This window comes from Pseudomonas sp. DR208 (genome assembly GCF_019823005.1).
GTDB lineage: Bacteria > Pseudomonadota > Gammaproteobacteria > Pseudomonadales > Pseudomonadaceae > Aquipseudomonas > Aquipseudomonas extremorientalis.
This window is the reverse complement of record NZ_CP081944.1, coordinates 5,978,746-5,999,166: the sequence shown is the minus strand read 5'-3', so window position 1 is coordinate 5,999,166 and position 20,421 is coordinate 5,978,746. Positions and strand designations below refer to the sequence as shown.

Here is a 20,421-nt window from a genome sequence, read left to right as displayed (position 1 = left end):
AGCCTCCATTCGTAGTGTGCGAATGGGCGCCGTTGTGCGTTTAGTATCAGGCCAGGTAGACCAGGCCGGACAACGCCCCATCCGAGCCTGACAGGTTGAACCTGCTGCAGCGCCCCTCGGACAGGTGGCGGGAGAACGGTATCAACCGAAGATAACCGTTTTGAAGCGGGGGCGATTATAGCCGTGTGCGCCAGACTTCCCAAGCCTTTCTGTCGGCCATATGAAGATCGCTCATGGGGTTGATAGGCAATGGCGCGTAGAGCTTGGGGCGGGCGTCTGCCATGATGTTGCCCATCATTGGGCAACACGCTTTGGAGTGAACATGAACTTCCACACCCGCAAATGGGTAAAACCCGAAGACCTCAACCCCAACGGCACCCTGTTCGGCGGCAGCCTGCTGCGCTGGATCGACGAAGAAGCGGCCATCTACGCCATTGTTCAACTGGGCAACCAACGCGTCGTCACCAAGTACATCTCCGAAATCAACTTCGTCAGCGCCTCGCGCCAGGGCGACATCATCGAACTGGGCATCACCGCCACTGCGTTCGGTCGCACCTCCATCACCCTGACCTGTGAAGTGCGCAACAAGATCACCCGCAGTAGCATTCTCACCGTGGAAAAAATGGTCTTCGTCAACCTTGGTGAAGATGGCCTGCCAGCGCCTCATGGCCGCACTGAGATCAGGTATGTGAAGGACCAGTTCAAGGACGACATTCCTCCACAGTAATCGCGGACCGGGTCGATTTGCTTTACCAAATCATTCCGGATGGACCTGTCCAGGCTCTCGCGTCACTCAGGATGACATCCTGTAGAGAATGGCGCGTATGAATATGAAAGTGTCCAGCTCGCATTCCACTGCTCAGTCTCAGCCGCCGGAGAATGTAGAAAAGAATGTAAAGGCATCGCTGGTCAAAGACGTGGGCGAGCGCAAAGTGAGCCTTGAGCGATTCAGCGATGGCCAGGTGGAAGTGGTTTTGTCACCGCCGCCGCTTACGCATCTTGTATTGAGTGGGGGTGGGGCCAAGGGCATTGCTTTCCCGGGCATGGCCCAGGCACTTGAAAACCACAAGGCACTGGTGGGCGTCAAAGTGATCTCCGCGTCCTCCGCGGGCGCGATTTCTGCTGCGTTGCTGGCCAGTGGCCTGGATGCCAAGACCTTTGAAAACCTGTCGAACAGACTCAACCTGGCTGAATTGCTGAACAGCAAGAATCCTTTTATTGCAAAGCTACAGAATGCCAGTACTGAAATTGGAAAATTGGCAGGGCGCTTGTCAGGTACGGCGGGAAATATCGCGCAGTTATTGTTCACCCTGATACCGCGCCTGCAAACCGAAGCGCAGCCCCTGAAAGACCTGATCGGCAATGAGGCGCGCAAGTCGCTGCTGGCGAAGATCGCCGGGACCCGGCGGGTAGACCGGCCCGCCGGCGTCATGAAGATTGCAGACCGGCTCAGTGCCGGGAAAGGACCGACTTTTCGCGACATTGAGGTGTTGAGTCGTCACATTCCTGCAGTCAAGCAGCTCAACATCACGGGAACCGGCCTGTTCGATGGCCGACCGCAGTTGGTGGTGTTCAATGCGAGCACCACACCGGACATGGACATTGCCCGGGCGGCTCTTATATCTGGCTCATTACCTGGGTTGTTCAAAAGCCCGATAGAGCAGGGCCATGCCTTTCAGGAGCACGCTGAGCAAACGGCATTTCTGGATGGTGGACTGCTGGTCAACACGCCGTCTTCTGCGGTGATTGATCCGCCTTTTCCAGAAAGCCCTCTGAGCAAGACCGAGTCACTGGTCGTCAGGTTCGAGTCGGAAACCCCGGAGCCTGCCAAGGCAGGCAGCGCTGTGAGCGGCTTGCTCGATAGGATCATTGGTGTCCCGCATGCGGCGGCCTGGAGGTATCAGGAAGACAAGCTCAAGGCACAAGCGGATCAGACTGTCGTGTTACCGCTGAAATCAGAAAAGGGCGACTTCCGTGGCGTGTTCGGTGGCACGGTCAATTTCACCATGACCGACGATCAGAAGAAGCATCTGCAAGCATCGGCGCGTACGGCGGTAAGCGCGCACCTGGAAAAGCGTGCCGCGTTGCGTGAGCGTTACCAATTCCAGTCATTGGACGACGCTGTGTTGGCCATGGACGACAAAATGCTGGCGAGCGTTGAGAGTTATCTGGAGAAGGATCCCGCCGCCAAGGATGTGTTGATGTTTCGCAAGAGCGCACAGCAAGCAATGCAGGAACTGGATGCCGCCATTACCGAAGCCAATCAGGCCAGTGACAAGCTGACGCTGACTCCCAGGTTGGCGGCGGCGTTGCGTAACCTGGATGCGCTGGCACGTCGTCCCGAGCGTGTCGAGTGGTTGGGACGGCGTCTCAACGCAGCCGGCAGGCCTAATTTTCAGCAGCTTCTGCAAGTGATGAACGGGCAGCCTTCTGGTAACGAAGTGGCGATGTCGAAGGTCATGACGAACGCGGTTGTGCAGATGAACAGGCGTGATGTGGCGGTAAAGGCCGAAAATTTCATGCGGGAAGTCATTTACCCGTCGCTCTATCGGCCTGGCCAGCCGCAGGCCAATATCGAACTGTTGCGGCGTGCCGCCCGTGACTTGGCGGATGCCACCAAGTGATCGACGATATCGTCAAGCACTACAAGTGCGCGCAATAACCCCTGGAGTACTCCGATCTGTCTACCACTGTGGAAGCTGCCAAAGCCTGGCGCATACCAGTTAAATCGTCAGGCCACTGAACAGCCATCGTCGGGCCGTGTCGTAGCTACAGGTACCCCTCGGACTCTGGTAAATCATGGCCACCCAAACAGACGGCAAGACCCCCAACCTGTCGCAGGAAGAGCAGCAGGACGTGGACAAGAACCAGCCGCCTCGCGCGGCGGTGCTGCACGAAATCATCCGCACCCAGGGCGACCAGGAGCTCGAGCGCAGCGTCGCCGCCCTGTGGTGGTCGGCGCTGGCGGCCGGCCTGACCATGGGCCTGTCGCTGATGGCCATGGGGCTGCTCAACTCGCGTCTGCCGGAGGGCGAAGCCTTCAAGGTGATCGCCAGCTTCGGTTACTGCGCGGGCTTCCTGGCGGTGATCCTCGCTCGCCAGCAGTTGTTCACCGAAAACACGCTGACCGCCGTGTTGCCGGTGATGAGCAAGCCCACCCTGAGCAACGCCGGGCGCCTGCTGCGGTTATGGTCGGTGGTGCTGGTGGGTAACCTGTGCGGCACCTTGCTAGTGGCGTACGTGATGCTGCACCTGCCGATCTTCGATACCAAGACCGACATGGCCTTCCTTGAGATCGGGCGCAAGATCATGGAGAACGACCCCGGCCAGATGTTCGCCAAGGGCATCGTTTCCGGCTGGATGATCGCCACCATGGTATGGATGATCCCGTCCATGGAGAGTGCCAAGATGTGGATCATTATCTTGATCACCTACCTTATGGCATTGGGCGACTTCACTCATATCGTTGTCGGCTCGGCGGAGGTGTCGTACCTGGTGTTTGCCGGCGAGTTGCCGTGGAAGGACTTCTGGCTGGTGTTCGCCGGGCCGACCCTGGCGGGCAATATCATTGGCGGCAGCTTTATCTTTGCACTGATCAGTCATGCACAGATTCGCAGCGAAAGCAGCCTGCCGGGCAAAAAAGCTGCGGACCCGAGGCATCCGCAGCGGATCAACAAGGATCAGTGAGTGTCAGGCGCGGCCTGGGGCTCGTCCCGGGTTACGCGCTTGACCAGCTTGCCGATGCTCAACCCCTGCAACAGGATCGACGACAGCACCACGATATAGGTGATGCTCAGCAGCAAATCGCGCTCCGGGCCCAGTGGCAAGGCCAATGCCAGCGCCACTGAAACCCCGCCGCGCAAACCACCCCAGGTCAGGATGCGGATGGTCCCGCGTGGCACCGTGCGCCAGCGGCGCAACAACAGAATGGCCGGAGCAACCGTCAGCAGGCGCGACAGCAGAATCGCCACGGCCAGGAGGCTGGCGGCGAACACGTGCAGCCAGTTGAACGGCAACAGCAACAGTTCCATGCCGATCAGCGCAAACAGCAGGGCGTTGAGCATGTCATCGAGCAGTTCCCAGAAGCCGTCCAGGTAGCGACGGGTCATATCGTTCATGGCCAGCTTGCGCCCCAGGTTGCCGATGATCAGGCCGGCGACCACCATCGCGATCGGCGCCGAGACGTGCAGTTCGGTGGCCATTGCCGAGCCGCCGATGACCAGAGCCAGAGTCAGCATCACTTCGATCTGGTGCTGCTCGATACTCTTGATCATCAGGTAAACGAGGTAGCCGATCAGGCCACCGAACACCACGCCGCCGATGGCCTCATGGGCAAACAGCATGGCGGTAGCGCCCACGGTGGGCGTCTCGCCCAGCTGTGCGATCCCCAGCAGTACGGTAAACACCACGACTGCCGTGCCGTCATTGAACAGCGACTCGCCGACGATGGTGGTTTTCAGGGGTTTGGAGGCATTGGCGGTACGCAGTACGCCCAGCACCGCAATCGGGTCGGTGGGGGAAATCAGTGCACCGAACAGCAGGCAGTAGAGGAAGCTCACATGCCAGCCAAACAAGGCAAAGATGTAATACGCCAGGCTGCCAATCACCACGGTGGCGATCAGCACGCCGAAGGTCGCCAGCAGGCCGATGGGCCAGCGGTAGCTGCGCAGGTCGTTAAGGTTGACGTGCAGGGCGCCGGCGAACAGCAGGAACGAGAGCATCCAGTTCATCAACAAATCGCCGAAGTCGATCTGGCCGATCAGTTGCTGGATGCGTTCCTCAAGACCGGGGTAGCCGAGAAAACTCAAGCCTTGCAGGATCAGTGAAAACACCAGCGCCGTGACCATCACGCCGATGGTAGGTGGCAGGCCGATAAAGCGAAAGTTCACGTAGGTGAGCAGGGTGGTGAGGCAAATGAAGGCGGCGACAAGTTCAAGCATCCGGGGTCCTTGGAAGGTGGGGGAGAGCGTTGATGGGGGATGGACCGCAACAGCGGCACGATGTTGCAGGGGTGGGGACAAATCACCGATAGAACCTTTCCGGACGTGGCGGTTCATAGCGGTGGGTGCGGTTTTACAGGTTTAGTGCTAAAACTCTAATTTCTGTTTAAAACTTAAAACAAAATTAAAAAAGGAATCAGTGATGACGGTGGCCTTCTGGTGTGTGTTGATCGCAATTTTCCTGCCTTATCTGTGTACAGGTGTGGCCAAGTTCAGTGGTGGCAAGTTCGGGCCACGGCAGAACCACGACCCCCGGGCGTTCCTGGACACCCTCGAAGGGTTTGCCAAGCGTGCGCATAGTGCGCAGCTCAATAGCTTTGAAGTCACGCCGGCGTTTGCGGCTGCAGTGATCATCGCGCACCTGGCCGGTACGGCCGAATTAGTGACCATCAATGTGCTGGCTGTGCTGTTTATCACCAGCCGCCTGCTGTACATCATCTGTTACCTGGCGGACTGGGCGATGCTGCGTTCGCTGGTGTGGTTTGTGGGGATGGCGTTGATTGCGAGTTTCTTCTTTGTCTCGATCTGACGGTTAAATATGGGCTTTTTGGTGAGCGCGCGTCTTGTGGTGAGCGCGCTTGTCCATCCCAATGAACCGATTTTGGCAAAGCGTTTTCAGGTCCCGCTAGGTGCATCCGGTACATGCGGCAGTGCTGCGCCCTTGGGCCACAGCATCCAGATCTGCCCCTGCTGTTTCATGTTGCCCGCCAATTCTCCCGCTGCGTCGCCGGTGCCCCAGAACAGGTCAGCGCGCACTTCGCCCGTGATCGCACCGCCGGTGTCCTGGGCGGCGACGGGCCTAGTGATGGGTGAACCGTCCGGTTTGGAAGTCGATAGCCACAGCAGGCTGCCCAGTGGAATCACCTTGCGATCCACCGCCACACTGTAGCCTGCGGTCAACGGCACGTTCAACGAACCGCGCGGGCCTTCGTTACTGTCGGGGCGGGCGCTGAAGAAGACGTAGCTGGGGTTGCTCGCCAGCAGTTCCGGGATGCGCTGCGGGTTGGCCTTGGCCCAGGCGCTGATGGCGCCCATGGTCACATCTTCTTTCTTCAACTGCCCTTGCTCCACCAACCAGCGGCCGATGGGGCGATAGGGGTAGCCATTCTGGTCACCATAACCGACGCGCAGTTGGCGCCCTCCGGCCAGTTGGATCCGGCCTGAGCCCTGGATTTGCAGGAATTGCAGGTCCATCGGGTCAGTCAGCCAGGCAATCGGTTTGGCCGTGGAACCTTGGCCATTGATGGCACTGGCGTCGTCGTAGGGCTTGAGTACGCGACCTTCCAGGCGACCGCGCAGGCGTTTGCCCTTGAGTTCGGGGTAGATGCTTTCCAGGTTAACGATGATCAGGTCGTCCGGTACGCCATACACCGGCACATTGGCTTTGGCGGTTTTGGTCAGGCTGCCGGGGTAGACCGGTTCGTAGTAACCGGTGATCAAGCCGTTCGGGGTGTTGTCGGCCGAACGCAGGCCGAACACATCCAGGCGCTCCTTGAGAAACCCGCGCACGGCCACGGCATTGGCGGGCACCGTAGCGGCGGCTGCGCAGGTCGCGCCCCAGACCGGGTCGGCCTTGAGGCGTTGGCAGGCGCTGCGCCAGGATTCGAAACCGGCCAGCAAATCGTTGTCGGATACTGCGGGTAGCGCTTCCCACGGCGCGCTGACATAGGTCGCGACGGCGTGAGGCTTGGAAGTTTCATCTTTGGCTGCTTCTTTACCCGCATCGCAGCCGGCCAGCAGCACGATTATCGGCAGAGCCCACGCCAGGCGGCGGCTCCAGGGTTTCGACATGACATACATACAAACACTTCCTGAAGCGATTGCCCGCGCTGTAACACCTTCGGGCAACCCTTATTATTAATAGGGCTATTGGTCTTTGTGGGTGGGGCGAGGATACTGGCCGCCGTTTCCCGTGACCTCGAAGCCACCATGACTTTTAAACGACTGACTGTTGTACTGCTGGCCTGCCTGGCCCTGTCCGCCTGCGGCGGTGTTGATCCGAATTCGCCGCTGGGCCAGCGCAAGGCAATCTTCAAACAGATGCTCAAGACCGGCGAAGACCTGGGCGGCATGTTGCGCGGGCGCATCCCGTTTGACGGCGCCAAGTTTGCCGAGGGTGCGGTCAAGCTCGACGCCTTGTCCCATGAGCCTTGGAAACATTTCCCAAGCGTGCGCGAAGAAGATAACACCAGCGCCAAGGACGATGTCTGGCAGAAACAGGCGCAATTCCAGCAACTGGCCCGCAACCTTGAAGCGGCCACCGGCGAATTGGTGACCGCCAGCCAGGTGCAGCCTTACAAGGCCAGTAACCTGGGGCCGGCCGTGCAGAAAGTCGAAGATGCCTGCAGCGCCTGCCATAAACAGTTCCGGGACCACTGACCGGTTTTACTGGTCGAGTTCTTCCACCGCGTCCTGCAGTTCCTTGCGGGACTCGGCGAGCTTGTCCTTACGCTTGTTGATCTTGTCCGCGTCGCCTTTTTTCATGGCCTTGTCGAGGTCGGCCTGACGGCGGCTGACTTCGTGCTTGGCGTCGAGTACCTTGTTTTCACGCTCTTTCTTCAGGGATGCGTCGGTGCAGTTGGCGGTGACTTCACTCAGGGCTTTTTCCAGGCCGGCTTGTTGCGCGCTGTTGCCGTGGGCCTTGGCTTGTTCGATCTGGCTGCTGATGGCTTGGCGTTTGGCGGCGCAGCCGGTGAGGGGGGCGGCTTGTTCAGCGGCCAGCAACGGTGTGGTCATGAAGCTTGCGACGGTCAGCAAGGCAAAAGGGGCTAGAAATTTCATGTGGGGCTCCAAAGTCGCAATCTGATGGCGGGGGGCAGCGGGGTTCAAAACCCGTCTATCCCCGCCATGCGTAATGTTTCAGCCAAGGCCTGTACATGCGGGTCGCGAAAAAAAGCGCTCAGTTGCGCTGCGCGGCCCGGGCCGATGCCATCAATGTTCAGCCAGGCCTGGGTGTCTCTGGCGACCAGCGTCTGCCAGTCGCCCTCCAGGTTGTTACGTGCCGCAGGCGGTACACCCAGGGCCTTGAGCCATTGTGCAAAGGGCCGCTGCCGAGCGCTGTGAAGGCTTTCGAGTAGGCGTTCGCGGCTGCGATCACCGAAGCCATCAATGTTAGCAAGCTCTGCCGCGTCCAGGGTTAACCAATCGAGAAAGCCTGCGATTAGACCGGCCTGGATCAATACGTTCCAGGTTTCGCGACCTACGTGTGGCAACGCGAGGCCCTGGTTGCCGCTGAGCCAGGTAAGGCGTGCCAGTAATTGTTCCTCGCAATCGGGGTCCAGTTGCCAGCAGCTCAGCGCATGGAATTTGGCAGGGTTGGGCACTGGCAGGTCAACCCTGGTGGTATTGCGCAAAATGACCGCGTCCAACCGAGGAATAACCTGGCCCGCCAGGCTGACCGCGACCTGGTCGCCAGGTCGGATATCCAACGCTTGCCAGCGTACCAATGAGCCGACACTTACCCGGCTGATTTTCCGGTCGTCCAAGCGTACCGGCTCCAGTTCCAGCATGGGGGTGATGCGTCCGGTGCGTCCGACCTTGAACTCAACGTTGCGCACCAGTGCCAACGCCTTGGCCGCTGGGTACTTCCAGGCGACTGCCCAATACGGCGCATTAACCTGCCAGCGTTCGGCGGGTGCGTGCTGCGCCTGGTGCAGCACCACGCCATCGCTGGCGAACGGCAATGGATGGTTGTACCAATAGGTGCGCCAATGCGAGGCTTCGGTGATGTTTCGAATGGGATGGCTGTAGCGTCGGCTATCGGTGAAGCCCCAGCGTGCCAGTGTGGCGAGGCGTTCGGTAAATGTCGCCGGCCCTTTCGGCCAAGCCCAGACGAACAAGCCAATGCCTGCGGCGTCGGTGTCGCTCAATTGCTTGCGGTTCATCAACCCGGCCACCTTGCTGCGGGCATTGAGCCCGCCATTTGCCGACTGCACATGGTCGCCGAGGCGCCAATAGAGTTCGCCTTGCAATACGAGATCAATGGGCTCGGGCAACTGCTGGACTATGCCGGGGATTTTGCGCGCCGAGGCAGACCAGTCGTGACCCCTTGCTCCATCGCCGCGGCTGATGACTTGGCTCAGGCGCCCCTTGCGATACACCAGGGTCACCGCCACACCGTCCACCTTCGGTTGAATCCAGACATCCTCGCGGTTGACCAGCCAGGCAGCGACTGCCTGTTCATCCAGCAGTTTCTCCAGGCCGGTATGGGCAACGGGATGCGGCCGGGTACCGCGTGCGCTCGCCAGTGGGTTGTCGGGCGTCAAAGGGGTGTCGGGGAAGCACTGGCGCCAGTGGGCCAGTCGCTGGCGGGCCTGGTCGTAGAGCTCATCGCTCACAGGGGATTGGCCAAGCCGGTGGTAGCTGTCATCCCACTGGCGGAGTTGTTCGGCCAGGGTGCTGACCTGTGCCCGAGCATCGTCGGGGCAATCTTCGGCCCACAGGCTGAACGGTAAAATACTGAGTAAAAGGGCTATCGGTAGACGCATCATGAGCATCCTTGCTCGAAAAGGGTGCCCAGCCTAATGGAACCCTGCGGCTACAAAAAAGCCCCGACAGCGCGGGGCTTTTTACCGGGTGTTTCTGTTTACTTGAACAGGCCGCCCAGGGCTTTCACCGCGTCAGGTTTATCAGCCTTGGCTTCCTGTGTTTGTTGCTTGGCATCGGCTTTGGCCTGCGCTTGGGAAAGTTTGTCACAGCCTTTGTTGATCTGGTCTTGAGCGGCTTTGAAAGCCTTCACTTTCAAGGTGTCCTTCTGGGCTTCGGCTGCATCGATCTTGGTTTGCAGGTCTGCGGCTTGCTTCTGGCAGTCGCCGGAATTGCCGCCACCGAGCTGCGAGCTCAGGGCACCGCTCAGTGCGCTCAGGTCGGCGGCGTGGGCCGGCACGGCGAACAGGCTGAGCAGAAGGGCGGCAGGGGCGAGCGTGGAGATGCGCATGAAAAACCTCAATGTTCGATTGCCTGCGCGCTTGGGAATCCCGGGCTGGCGCAGGGCAATATCCAAATAAGGTGAGAGGCCCGAGAGGGCGCGGATTCTAGAGGGCCATCATTGGGCCTGCAAGCTTTGGATCCAAAAAGTGTGAGGGGTGTCGCGCAAAGTGCAATGCAATAAAAAGCCCCGCCAGGCGAACCTGGCGGGGCTTTTGTGCACCTTGAGCGTTTACAGGCCGGCGGCGGTACGCAGGTCGTTGGCGCGGTCGGTTTTTTCCCAGGTGAAGGTGGTGAAGGTGTCGTCGCCGACAGTCTTCTGCGCAGGGGTACGGCCGAAGTGACCGTACGCTGCGGTTTCCTGGTACATCGGGTGCAGCAGGTCGAGCATGGTGGTGATCGCGTAAGGGCGCAGGTCGAAGACCTCACGCACCAGCTTGACGATCTTGTCGTCGCTGATCTTGCCGGTGCCGAAGGTATTCAGCGAGATCGACGTAGGCTGAGCCACGCCGATAGCGTAGGAAACCTGGATCTCGCAGCGCTCGGCCAGGCCGGCCGCGACGATATTCTTTGCCACGTAACGACCCGCGTAGGCTGCCGAGCGGTCAACCTTGGACGGGTCTTTACCCGAGAACGCGCCGCCGCCGTGACGGGCCATGCCGCCGTAGCTGTCGACGATGATCTTGCGACCGGTCAGGCCGCAGTCGCCTACCGGGCCACCGATGATGAACTGGCCTGTCGGGTTGATGTGGAACTGGGTGTCCTTGCTCAGCAGTTCGGCCGGCAGCACGTGCTTGACGATCAGCTCCATCACGCCTTCGCGCAGGTCGGCGTAGGACACGTCTGGGTTGTGCTGGGTCGACAGTACAACCGCGTCGATACCCACGACCTTGCCGCCTTCGTAACGGCAGGTCACCTGGGACTTGGCGTCAGGGCGCAGCCACGGCAGCAGACCGGATTTGCGGGCTTCTGCCTGACGCTGCACAAGCTGGTGCGAGAAGGTGATCGGTGCTGGCATCAACACGTCGGTTTCGTTGCTGGCGTAGCCGAACATCAGGCCCTGGTCGCCGGCGCCCTGGTCTTCGGGCTTGGCGCGGTCTACACCCTGGTTGATGTCCGGGGACTGCTTGCCGATGATGTTCATCACGCCGCAGGTAGCACCGTCGAAGCCGACGTCGGAACTGTTGTAGCCGATGTTGGTGATCACATCACGAACCAGCTGCTCCAGGTCAACCCAGGCGGTGGTGGTCACTTCGCCAGCGATGATCGCTACACCGGTTTTCACCAGGGTCTCGCACGCCACACGGGCGAACTTGTCTTCAGCAATGATGGCGTCCAGCACCGCATCAGAAATCTGGTCGGCGATTTTGTCCGGATGCCCTTCAGACACGGACTCGGAGGTGAAAAGGGAGTATTCGCTCATCTCGATGTTTTCCTGATATTTACCGATGGTGAGTGTCGCCAGCCGGCCGCTGAAAGTGGCGGACCTGGATCTGGAAACCATTGCGTAAACCTACATAGAGGCTATCCCCGGGAACGAGTCCCGCAGCGGTGGCCCAACGGGCCAGGTCATCCTGTTCAAAACCCAACCAGAGATCACCGCAGGCCTCCCTGGCCCAATTCTGGTTGTGGCTGCATAAATCCGTAACCAACAGGCTACCGCCGGGGTGCAGCAGCCCGGCCATTTGCCTGAGGGCCTCGGCGGGGGCGGCGAAATGGTGCAAGACCATATTCAGCACCACGCAGTCCGCCTTGATTGTCGTGCTGCTCAGTGCGTCGGCCAGTTGCAGGCGGACATTGCCCAGCGACTCGCGCTCGCAGAGCTGGCGTGCCAGGTCGAGCATCGCCGGGCTGTTGTCCAGTGCCGTGACCTGGTGAAAGCGCCGCGCCAGTTCCGGCAGGAAACCGCCGTCACCCGGGCCGACTTCCAGGGCCGTGGCCTCATCACTGAAGCTCAGCTTGTCCAGCAGCGCCAGTACGCTGTCGCGGTATTGAGCCAGACCTGCGATCAGGTCCTGCTGGGCGCGAAACTTCTCTGCTACCCGCGCGAAAAAGTCCTGGCTGGCGGCGGCGCGCTGCCCGTGGACCTGGCCGATGCGCGATTGCACGTCAACCGGCAGGCTCAGGCTGTCCACTTCTTCGAGCAGCGCGGCGTGCAGCTTGCCGCCCAGCAGCTCGGTGTGGGGCAGGGCGCGCCGATAGAAAATCGCATTGCCTTCACGGCGGGTCGCCACCAGCTCGGCCTGGGCCAATACCTTCAGGTGGTGGCTCATGCCGGACTGACCGATGGCGAAGATCTGCGCCAGCTCCAGTACGCCAAAGGAATCGTTGGCCAATGCGCGCAACACGTTCAAACGCAACGGGTCGCCAGCGGCCTTGCACAAGGCTGCCAGTTCATCGCCGTCGTCGGGGCGCAGTGAGGGCATGGGTATATTCATAAGGCCAGCAGTCTAGTGACGGGTGGGCGTCCCCGCAAGGCCAATATCAAAAAGTTTTGATATTGGTCGATAAGTGGCGGTTATAAGCAGTCGCTATAACCTTTAGACGAACCGCTTAAAGGGTTCTGCAAGGTATTGACGCCCAAAGCACAGGAAAAACCTCCTCAAGTGACTATCTGTCATTGCCCGCAGGCGGTGGCTGAGGGAAAATGCCGGTCCTTTTTTCCGTTTCTTTTATATTCAAACCTCAGGAGATCAGCGATGCCCAGCCGTCGTGAGCGTGCCAACGCCATTCGTGCCCTCAGCATGGATGCCGTGCAAAAAGCCAACAGCGGCCATCCCGGTGCCCCGATGGGCATGGCGGATATCGCCGAAGTACTTTGGCGTGACTACCTGAAACACAACCCGAGCAACCCGTCGTTCGCCGACCGTGACCGCTTCGTGCTGTCCAACGGCCATGGCTCGATGCTGATCTACTCGCTGCTGCACCTGACCGGCTACGACGTCACCATCGACGACCTCAAGAGTTTCCGCCAGCTGCACAGTCGCACCCCGGGCCACCCGGAATTCGGCTACACCCCAGGCGTCGAGACCACCACCGGTCCCCTGGGCCAAGGCCTGGCCAACGCCGTAGGCTTCGCGCTGGCTGAAAAAGTCCTGGGCGCGCAGTTCAACCGTCCTGGCCACGACATCGTCGACCACCACACCTATGTATTCCTGGGTGATGGCTGCATGATGGAAGGCATTTCCCATGAAGTCGCGTCCCTGGCCGGCACCCTGGGCCTGGGCAAGTTGATTGCCTTCTACGACGACAACGGCATCTCCATCGACGGCGAAGTCGAAGGCTGGTTCACCGACGACACCCCGAAGCGTTTCGAAGCCTATAACTGGCAGGTGATCCGCAACGTCGACGGTCACGATCCGGAAGAGATCAAGACCGCCATCGACACCGCCCGCAAGAGCGCGCAGCCGACCCTGATCTGCTGCAAGACCACCATTGGCTTCGGTTCGCCGAACAAGCAGGGTAAAGAAGACTGCCACGGCGCCCCACTGGGTGACGCGGAAATCGCCCTGACCCGTGAGGCCCTGAAGTGGAACCACGGCCCGTTCGAAATCCCGGCTGACATCTACGCTGAGTGGAGCGCCAAGGAAAAAGGCCTGGCCACCGAAGCCGAGTGGGACCAGCGCTTCGCGGCCTACTCCGCCGAATTCCCTGAGCTGGCCAACGAGCTGGTGCGTCGCCTGGCCGGCGACCTGCCTGCCGACTTCTCGGAAAAAGCCTCGGCCTACATCGCCGAAGTCGCGGCCAAGGGCGAGACCATCGCCAGCCGTAAAGCCAGCCAGAACACCCTGAACGCCTTCGGTCCGTTGCTGCCAGAGATCCTCGGCGGTTCGGCTGACCTGGCCGGTTCCAACCTGACCCTGTGGAAAGGCTGCAAAGGTGTCTCGGCGGAAGACGCCAGCGGCAACTACATGTACTACGGCGTACGTGAGTTCGGCATGAGCGCCATCATGAACGGCGTGTCACTGCACGGCGGCCTGGTGCCTTACGGCGCGACCTTCCTGATGTTCATGGAATACGCCCGCAACGCCGTACGCATGGCTGCGCTGATGAAGAAACGCGTGATCCACGTGTACACCCATGACTCCATCGGCCTGGGCGAAGACGGCCCGACGCACCAGCCGGTCGAGCAACTGACCAGCCTGCGCACCACGCCGAACCTGGATTGCTGGCGCCCAGCCGACGCGGTGGAATCCGCCGTGGCCTGGAAGCACGCCATCGAGCGCAAGGACGGCCCATCGGCGCTGATCTTCTCGCGTCAGAACCTGCAGCACCAGGTGCGTACCGACGCGCAGATCGCCGACATCAGCCGTGGCGGCTACGTGCTCAAGGATTGCATCGGCGAGCCGGAACTGATCCTGATCTCCACCGGTTCCGAAGTGGGCCTGACCGTGCAGGCGTACGACAAGCTGACCGCCCAGGGCCGCAACGTGCGCGTGGTGTCGATGCCTTGCACCAGCGTGTTCGAAGCCCAGGACGCCGGCTACAAGCAGTCGGTATTGCCGTTGCAGGTCAGCGCGCGTATCGCCATCGAAGCGGCTCACGCCGACTACTGGTACAAGTACGTGGGCCTGGAAGGCCGCGTGATCGGCATGACCACCTACGGTGAGTCGGCGCCGGCGCCAGCGTTGTTCGAAGAGTTCGGCTTCACCCTGGAAAACATCCTGGGCCAGGCTGAAGAGCTGCTGGAAGACTAAGTCAGTCTGCGTTGTCTGTACTGGCGCCATCGCGGGCAAGCCCGCTCCCACATTTGGATCGCGGTCTAATGTGGGAGCGGGCTTGCCCGCGATGGCGATGGTGCTTTCAACACCGAACTCACCTTGATCGAGAACCCCATGCCTCAACCGCGTCCCTACAAAGTTGCACTCAACGGCTACGGCCGCATTGGTCGTTGCGTCTTGCGTGCTCTGTTCGAGCGAGGGACGACGGCCGGGTTTGAAATTGTTGCAATCAACGACCTGGCTGACATGGCCAGCATCGAATACCTGACACGCTTTGACTCCACCCACGGCCGCTTCCCCGGCGAAGTGCGGGTCGAGGGCGATTGTCTGCATATTAATGGCACTTGCGTGCAGGTCTTGCGCAGTGCCACCCCCGAAGCCATCGACTGGAAAGCACTGGGCGTCGACCTGGTGCTGGAATGTTCCGGTGTCTACCACACCCGTGCCGATGGCCAGCGTTTCCTCGACGCCGGCGCACCGCGTGTGCTGTTTTCCCAGCCGATGGCCAGCGAGGCAGATGTCGACGCCACCATCGTCTACGGCATCAACCAGGATTGCCTGACCGGCGATGAGCGGCTGGTGTCCAACGCCTCCTGTACCACCAACTGCAGCGTGCCGCTGTTGCGCTTGCTGGATCAGGCGATCGGCCTGGACTATGTGTCGATCACCACGATTCACTCGGCGATGAACGATCAGCCGGTAATCGACGCCTATCACCACGAGGACCTACGCCGTACGCGCTCTGCGTTTCAGTCTGTGATTCCGGTGTCTACCGGCCTGGCCCGGGGTATCGAGCGACTGCTGCCGGAACTTGCCGGGCGAATCCAGGCCAAAGCCGTACGGGTGCCGACGGTGAACGTGTCCTGCCTGGACATCACCATGCAGACCGTCAGCGATACTGACGCGACGGAGGTCAACCGGATCCTGCGCGATGCCGCCACCAGCGGCCCGCTCAAAGGCTTGCTGGCCTACACCGAGTTGCCCCACGCCAGCTGTGATTTCAACCATGACCCGCATTCGGCGATTGTCGATGCCAGCCAGACCCGCGTTTCCGGCCCGAGGCTGGTGAACATCCTGGCCTGGTTCGACAACGAATGGGGTTTTGCCAACCGAATGCTGGATGTTGCGGAACATTATCTGCACATCGCCTCTAAACAACCTCATCAACAGTAATTCAGGAACTGCGACCCATGACCGTGTTGAAGATGACCGACCTCGATCTGCAAGGTAAGCGCGTACTGATCCGCGAAGACCTCAACGTCCCAGTCAAGGACGGTGTAGTCACCAGCGATGCGCGAATCCTGGCTTCGCTGCCGACCATCAAGCTGGCCCTGGAAAAAGGCGCGGCCGTGATGGTCTGCTCCCACCTGGGTCGCCCGACCGAAGGTGAGTTCTCCGCCGAAAACAGCCTCAAGCCTGTGGCCGACTACCTGAGCAAAGCCCTGGGCCGCGACGTGCCGCTGGTGGCTGACTACCTGGGTGGTGTGGACGTGAAGGCCGGCGACATCGTGCTGTTCGAAAACGTGCGCTTCAACAAGGGCGAGAAAAAGAACAGCGATGAACTGGCCCAGCAATATGCGGCACTGTGCGACGTGTTCGTGATGGACGCCTTCGGCACCGCCCATCGCGCCGAAGGTTCCACCCACGGCGTAGCCAAATACGCCAAGGTCGCTGCGGCTGGCCCACTGTTGGCCGCTGAGCTGGACGCACTGGGCAAGGCCCTGGGCGCGCCGGCCCAACCGATGGCGGCCATCGTCGCTGGTTCCAAGGTGTCGACCAAGCTGGACGTGCTCAACAGCCTGAGCCAGATCTGCAACCAGCTGATCGTCGGCGGCGGCATTGCCAACACCTTCCTGGCGGCCGCCGGTCACCCGGTAGGCAAGTCCCTCTACGAGCCAGACCTGCTCGACACGGCCCGTGCCATCGCCGCCAAAGTCAGCGTACCGCTGCCGGTGGACGTGGTAGTGGCCAAGGAATTCGCCGAAAGCGCCGAAGCCACCGTCAAGCTGATCGCTGACGTGGCCGCCGACGACATGATCCTGGATATCGGCCCGCAAACAGCGGCCAACTTCGCTCAATTCCTGAAAGCTTCGCAGACCATCCTGTGGAACGGCCCGGTCGGTGTGTTTGAATTCGACCAGTTCGGCAACGGCACCAAAGTGCTGGCCAACGCCATTGCCGAAAGCTCGGCCTTCTCCATCGCTGGTGGCGGCGACACGTTGGCGGCGATCGATAAATATGGCGTTGCTGAGCAGATCTCCTACATTTCTACCGGTGGCGGTGCGTTCCTCGAATTCGTCGAGGGCAAGGTACTGCCGGCCGTTGAAGTGCTGGAAACCCGAGCCAAAGGCTGAGGCTCGTGATCTGGAAAAGGAGTATTCCCATGATCAAGTCGTTGGCATTGGTGATCGCAGCGGGCCTGTTGGCCGGCTGCGGCAGCACGCCGAACGCGAAGTCTGCGGCAGATGAACCTGCCTCCGGGCAGAAAAAGAGCTGCTACCAGGCCGACTGGCAAGCCGAAACCATGCCGGTGATCAACAAGCGCATCGGCAACGAACGGCTGGAGAAATACGACTCCGTGCCCAACGGTCAGGAACAGGGTTGCCCTTGACGGGTCTGATCAACTAACCGACAGCAGCGGCGGCCATGGTCGCCCTGTGAGGATTGGCAATGAAAGGCGTTTTCGCCCTGGCAGCCCTGGCCTTGTTGGCCGGCTGCAGCAGCATGAACATGTTCAACGGCAAGGCCGAAACGGCCGACAAGTGGACCACCTGGACCTGCGACAGCAAGGCCGAGGTCAACTGGCGCTTTGCCAACCCGGCCAAATCCGAGGTGGATGTACGCCTCGGCGGTTCCGACCAGGTCTACCGCCTCAAACAGGACGTTGCTGCCTCGGGCGTACTGTATGCCAACGACCAATTGGCGTTTCACACAAAAGGTGAGGAAGGCCTGGTTTACTGGGTCGCCACCGATGATTTGATTGGGCGCGGCTGCAAAGCGCAGTAAGCGTGAGAGCAATAACGATTCAGCAGGCCAGGCATGCAAACCCTGACCTGCAATAACTTGAATAGCAGCCGCCGCTACGGCAGGCTTGCACGATTAACGACCCTCGACCGGGAGAGACAACACAATGGCACTTATCAGCATGCGTCAAATGCTGGATCACGCAGCCGAGTTCGGCTACGGCGTCCCAGCCTTTAACGTCAACAACCTTGAGCAGATGCGCGCCATCATGGAAGCCGCTGACAAGACCGACTCCCCCGTGATCGTCCAGGCTTCGGCCGGTGCCCGCAAATACGCCGGCGCGCCGTTCCTGCGTCACCTGATCCTCGCCGCAATCGAAGAATTCCCGCATATCCCGGTGTGCATGCACCAGGACCACGGTACCAGCCCTGACGTGTGCCAGCGCTCCATCCAACTGGGCTTCAGCTCGGTGATGATGGATGGTTCCCTCGGCGAAGACGGCAAGACTCCGACCGACTACGAATACAACGTGCGCGTCACCCAGCAAACCGTAGCCATGGCCCACGCCTGCGGCGTGTCTGTTGAAGGCGAGCTGGGCTGCCTGGGTTCCCTGGAAACCGGCATGGCCGGCGAAGAAGACGGCATCGGTGCCGAAGGCGTGCTGGATCACAGCCAAATGCTGACCGATCCGGAAGAAGCCGCCGACTTCGTGAAAAAGACCCAAGTCGACGCCCTGGCCATCGCCATCGGCACCAGCCACGGCGCCTACAAGTTCACCAAGCCACCTACTGGCGACGTGCTGGCCATCGACCGAATCAAGGAAATCCACAAGCGCATCCCCAACACTCACCTGGTGATGCACGGTTCTTCCTCGGTGCCGCAAGAGTGGCTGGCGATCATCAACCAGTACGGCGGCGACATTAAAGAAACCTACGGCGTGCCGGTTGAAGAAATCGTCGAAGGCATCAAGTACGGCGTGCGCAAGGTCAACATCGATACCGACCTGCGTCTGGCGTCCACCGGTGCGATGCGTCGCCTGATGGCCACCAACCCGAGCGAGTTCGACCCGCGTAAGTTCTTCGGTGCGACCGTGACCGCGATGCGTGATGTGTGTATCGCTCGCTACGAGGCCTTCGGTACTGCCGGCAATGCTTCGAAGATCAAGCCGATCTCGTTGGAAGCGATGTATCAGCGGTATTTGAAAGGTGAGTTGAACGCTAAGGTGAACTAAGCCAATAGCGCCAAAAAAACCCGCAGAAATGCGGGTTTCTTATAGGTATGAAGTATTTTTCTAAGGGCAGTGAACAGTTTTTCATCGTGGGTAACGCAATAGTTTTTCAGGTGTTGGATAAGCCATCTTAGTAATTACTATAGTTATACAACTGTAAATCTCAGGTTCTGTCCGATCTCCGTATATGTTTGAGATGCATTTTCAAGCTCCCAGTAAACATCATAGACTCCTGGGTTTGGAAGGTAGCAGGGTATTTCCTTCTCAAAATGTTCGCGTTTATTGTTGATGTAAATTTGTAGCAGCGCGGCAGTAAGAGTTATTTGTTCCAGAAACATCGTAGGAAGACCTGCGGACGGCACAGGGTAGCAATAATAAGTCAGCACATCGCCTATCCTGGTGTTGTTGCTCAATAAGTGTGACAAGACGAGATACCTGAAGGGCCTGGTGACAACTGGCATGTTTTGGGGCGGCGTCGCAAAAGAACCAGGTGGGGTGGCATTGTATATTTTTGGTTGCGACCCGGCGCCAAACCCCGAGACGGCAGGTTGGTTAATGGTGGCTATCGTTGGCATGTGTTTAACTCCTGAATGGGTACATGAGTCGGACGCACATGATTTTATAAGATGTGCCCTAGGGTGCGCACTGCAAGAAGTACTATTTTTATGCTGTTTTGCTATAGGGGTAAGACGATCGTCGGAGTTCGTTATATCCAAGTAATCATTCCCCCGCCGTAGCGGGGGATGATTGAAATAATCTTGCTCGTGATCAATATCCAACTTGGCGAACGTCACCCGCGCCCCTTCCTTGCTGTCGCCACTGTTGTCCTGCACATACGCTCCCGCCTTGAAGTACAACGGCTTGGCGCCCCACGCCGCGCCGATGCGTTCGTTCCACTCGCCGTCCGCGGCATACACACTGAGAAGCCCCGCCTTGTTGAGGTTGATCACATAGGTGAAGGTTTTTTCCAGCGGCACATTCGATGCCACGGTGATCACCCGGCCTTCATCCTCATCCGGGCGCATGCGCACCTTGGCGACGATGTTGCCGGTCTGGGTTTTCTCCTTGAATTGATACTCCAGCTTGATCAGTGGTTTCTGGCTGTCATAGGCGTGAATCTGCCCGATCACGATTTTGCCGGAGGACGGCACTTGATTGACGGCCAGAGTGGCACGCAGGAAGTTGTCCGCATCCGGATAGGTCCAGTTGCGCAGGCGGCCATCGGCGTAGGTCTCGCGCAATTCACTGCGCGGGTAAATGGCGTTTTCGGTACGGGTGCCGGTGACCGGGGTCCAGAATTGGACGTTGCTGCCTTCGGCCTGGAAATATTGGTCGTTGAAGCCGCTCACCAATCTGGGGGTTTCGATGGTCGCGGGTGGAGAGCCGACAGGGATGCTGAGGTTCCAGGTGGATAGGTCGATCATGGCGTAGGCCTTTTTACAGAGGGGTGTAGGCTATGGCCCTTGGGCCAGACAGGTTCTTTATAGGTGGTGTTAACCGTCTTGTTAAATCATTGCTGGCAACTTATTGGCGCCAACGGAATGCCAAAAAGCCATGTTTCCCGTGGTTCGTGGCTTGTAGC

At 59.8% G+C, this 20,421-nt stretch carries 17 protein-coding genes, 2 pseudogenes and 1 riboswitch; of the genes and pseudogenes, 11 read left to right on the top strand and 8 right to left on the bottom strand.

Features of this window, described 5'->3' with window-relative positions; genetic code table 11:
* Window positions 1-17: 17 nt before the first annotated feature.
* A riboswitch (S-adenosyl-L-homocysteine riboswitch) is annotated at window positions 18-124 on the bottom strand.
* 198 nt (window positions 125-322) lie between these two features.
* From K5K89_RS27180 to K5K89_RS27170, 3 genes and pseudogenes are all read left to right on the top strand, one after another.
* Window positions 323-727, top strand: a complete 405-nt coding sequence (locus tag K5K89_RS27180) for an acyl-CoA thioesterase (protein ID WP_222540574.1) — start codon at window positions 323-325, stop codon at window positions 725-727.
* A gap of 103 nt (window positions 728-830) precedes the next feature.
* Window positions 831-2,743, top strand: a pseudogene (locus tag K5K89_RS27175) (patatin-like phospholipase family protein).
* Window positions 2,744-2,799: 56 nt separating this feature from the next.
* The gene (locus K5K89_RS27170) at window positions 2,800-3,687 is read left to right on the top strand and encodes a formate/nitrite transporter family protein (RefSeq protein WP_071490337.1); all 888 of its coding nucleotides are present in this window, start codon (window positions 2,800-2,802) and stop codon (window positions 3,685-3,687) included.
* Here the strand turns inward: K5K89_RS27170 and K5K89_RS27165 are convergent.
* On the bottom strand, window positions 3,681-4,940 hold the full coding sequence (locus K5K89_RS27165) for a cation:proton antiporter (protein ID WP_092242070.1): 1,260 nt from the start codon (window positions 4,938-4,940) through the stop codon (window positions 3,681-3,683). The genes K5K89_RS27170 and K5K89_RS27165 overlap by 7 nt on opposite strands.
* Before the next feature lie 202 nt (window positions 4,941-5,142).
* Between K5K89_RS27165 and K5K89_RS27160 the strand changes: the two genes are divergently transcribed.
* The gene (locus tag K5K89_RS27160) at window positions 5,143-5,529 is read left to right on the top strand and encodes an MAPEG family protein (RefSeq protein WP_010207167.1); all 387 of its coding nucleotides are present in this window, start codon (window positions 5,143-5,145) and stop codon (window positions 5,527-5,529) included.
* 86 nt (window positions 5,530-5,615) lie between these two features.
* Here the strand turns inward: K5K89_RS27160 and K5K89_RS27155 are convergent, their stop codons facing one another.
* On the bottom strand, window positions 5,616-6,800 hold the full coding sequence (locus K5K89_RS27155; RefSeq protein WP_222540573.1) for a murein transglycosylase A: 1,185 nt from the start codon (window positions 6,798-6,800) through the stop codon (window positions 5,616-5,618).
* Between the two features lie 129 nt (window positions 6,801-6,929).
* On the opposite strand from K5K89_RS27155, the gene K5K89_RS27150 reads away from it, so the two are divergent.
* Window positions 6,930-7,379 carry a c-type cytochrome gene (locus K5K89_RS27150; protein WP_071490334.1) on the top strand — a complete coding sequence of 150 codons (450 nt, stop codon included), beginning with the start codon at window positions 6,930-6,932 and terminating at the stop codon, window positions 7,377-7,379.
* A 6-nt stretch (window positions 7,380-7,385) separates the two neighbouring features.
* Here the strand turns inward: K5K89_RS27150 and K5K89_RS27145 are convergent, their stop codons facing one another.
* From K5K89_RS27145 to K5K89_RS27125, 5 genes are all read right to left on the bottom strand, one after another.
* The gene (locus tag K5K89_RS27145; protein ID WP_222540572.1) at window positions 7,386-7,781 is read right to left on the bottom strand and encodes a DUF1090 domain-containing protein; all 396 of its coding nucleotides are present in this window, start codon (window positions 7,779-7,781) and stop codon (window positions 7,386-7,388) included.
* Between the two features lie 44 nt (window positions 7,782-7,825).
* On the bottom strand, window positions 7,826-9,490 hold the full coding sequence (ligB, locus tag K5K89_RS27140) for an NAD-dependent DNA ligase LigB (RefSeq protein WP_222540571.1): 1,665 nt from the start codon (window positions 9,488-9,490) through the stop codon (window positions 7,826-7,828).
* 95 nt (window positions 9,491-9,585) lie between these two features.
* Window positions 9,586-9,936: a hypothetical protein gene (locus K5K89_RS27135; protein WP_222540570.1), complete on the bottom strand. Its 351-nt coding sequence runs from the start codon at window positions 9,934-9,936 to the stop codon at window positions 9,586-9,588.
* A 222-nt stretch (window positions 9,937-10,158) separates the two neighbouring features.
* Window positions 10,159-11,349, bottom strand: a complete 1,191-nt coding sequence (gene metK, locus K5K89_RS27130; RefSeq protein WP_222540569.1) for a methionine adenosyltransferase — start codon at window positions 11,347-11,349, stop codon at window positions 10,159-10,161.
* A 19-nt stretch (window positions 11,350-11,368) separates the two neighbouring features.
* On the bottom strand, window positions 11,369-12,364 hold the full coding sequence (locus tag K5K89_RS27125) for an ArsR/SmtB family transcription factor (protein WP_222540568.1): 996 nt from the start codon (window positions 12,362-12,364) through the stop codon (window positions 11,369-11,371).
* Window positions 12,365-12,625: 261 nt separating this feature from the next.
* Between K5K89_RS27125 and tkt the strand changes: the two genes are divergently transcribed.
* The 6 genes from tkt to fba all read left to right on the top strand — a co-directional run bounded on the left by tkt (window position 12,626) and on the right by fba (window position 18,842).
* The gene (gene tkt / locus K5K89_RS27120; protein WP_071490328.1) at window positions 12,626-14,623 is read left to right on the top strand and encodes a transketolase; all 1,998 of its coding nucleotides are present in this window, start codon (window positions 12,626-12,628) and stop codon (window positions 14,621-14,623) included.
* 138 nt (window positions 14,624-14,761) lie between these two features.
* Complete coding sequence (gene epd / locus K5K89_RS27115; RefSeq protein ID WP_071490327.1) at window positions 14,762-15,820, top strand: erythrose-4-phosphate dehydrogenase; 1,059 nt, start codon at window positions 14,762-14,764, stop codon at window positions 15,818-15,820.
* Window positions 15,821-15,837: 17 nt separating this feature from the next.
* Entirely contained in the window at window positions 15,838-17,001 is a 1,164-nt protein-coding gene (locus tag K5K89_RS27110) for a phosphoglycerate kinase (protein WP_222540567.1), read from the top strand.
* A 29-nt stretch (window positions 17,002-17,030) separates the two neighbouring features.
* On the top strand, window positions 17,031-17,258 hold the full coding sequence (locus K5K89_RS27105; protein WP_222540566.1) for a hypothetical protein: 228 nt from the start codon (window positions 17,031-17,033) through the stop codon (window positions 17,256-17,258).
* A gap of 59 nt (window positions 17,259-17,317) precedes the next feature.
* Window positions 17,318-17,653, top strand: coding sequence for an MliC family protein (locus K5K89_RS27100; protein ID WP_071490324.1), 336 nt, complete (start codon window positions 17,318-17,320; stop codon window positions 17,651-17,653).
* 124 nt (window positions 17,654-17,777) lie between these two features.
* Window positions 17,778-18,842 (top strand): class II fructose-bisphosphate aldolase, encoded by a 1,065-nt coding sequence (gene fba, locus K5K89_RS27095; protein WP_003177554.1) that lies wholly within the window; start codon window positions 17,778-17,780, stop codon window positions 18,840-18,842.
* 758 nt (window positions 18,843-19,600) lie between these two features.
* On the opposite strand, the pseudogene K5K89_RS27090 reads toward fba, so the two are convergent.
* Window positions 19,601-20,263, bottom strand: a pseudogene (locus K5K89_RS27090) (polysaccharide lyase family 7 protein); the annotation flags it as partial.
* Window positions 20,264-20,421 lie beyond the last annotated feature (158 nt).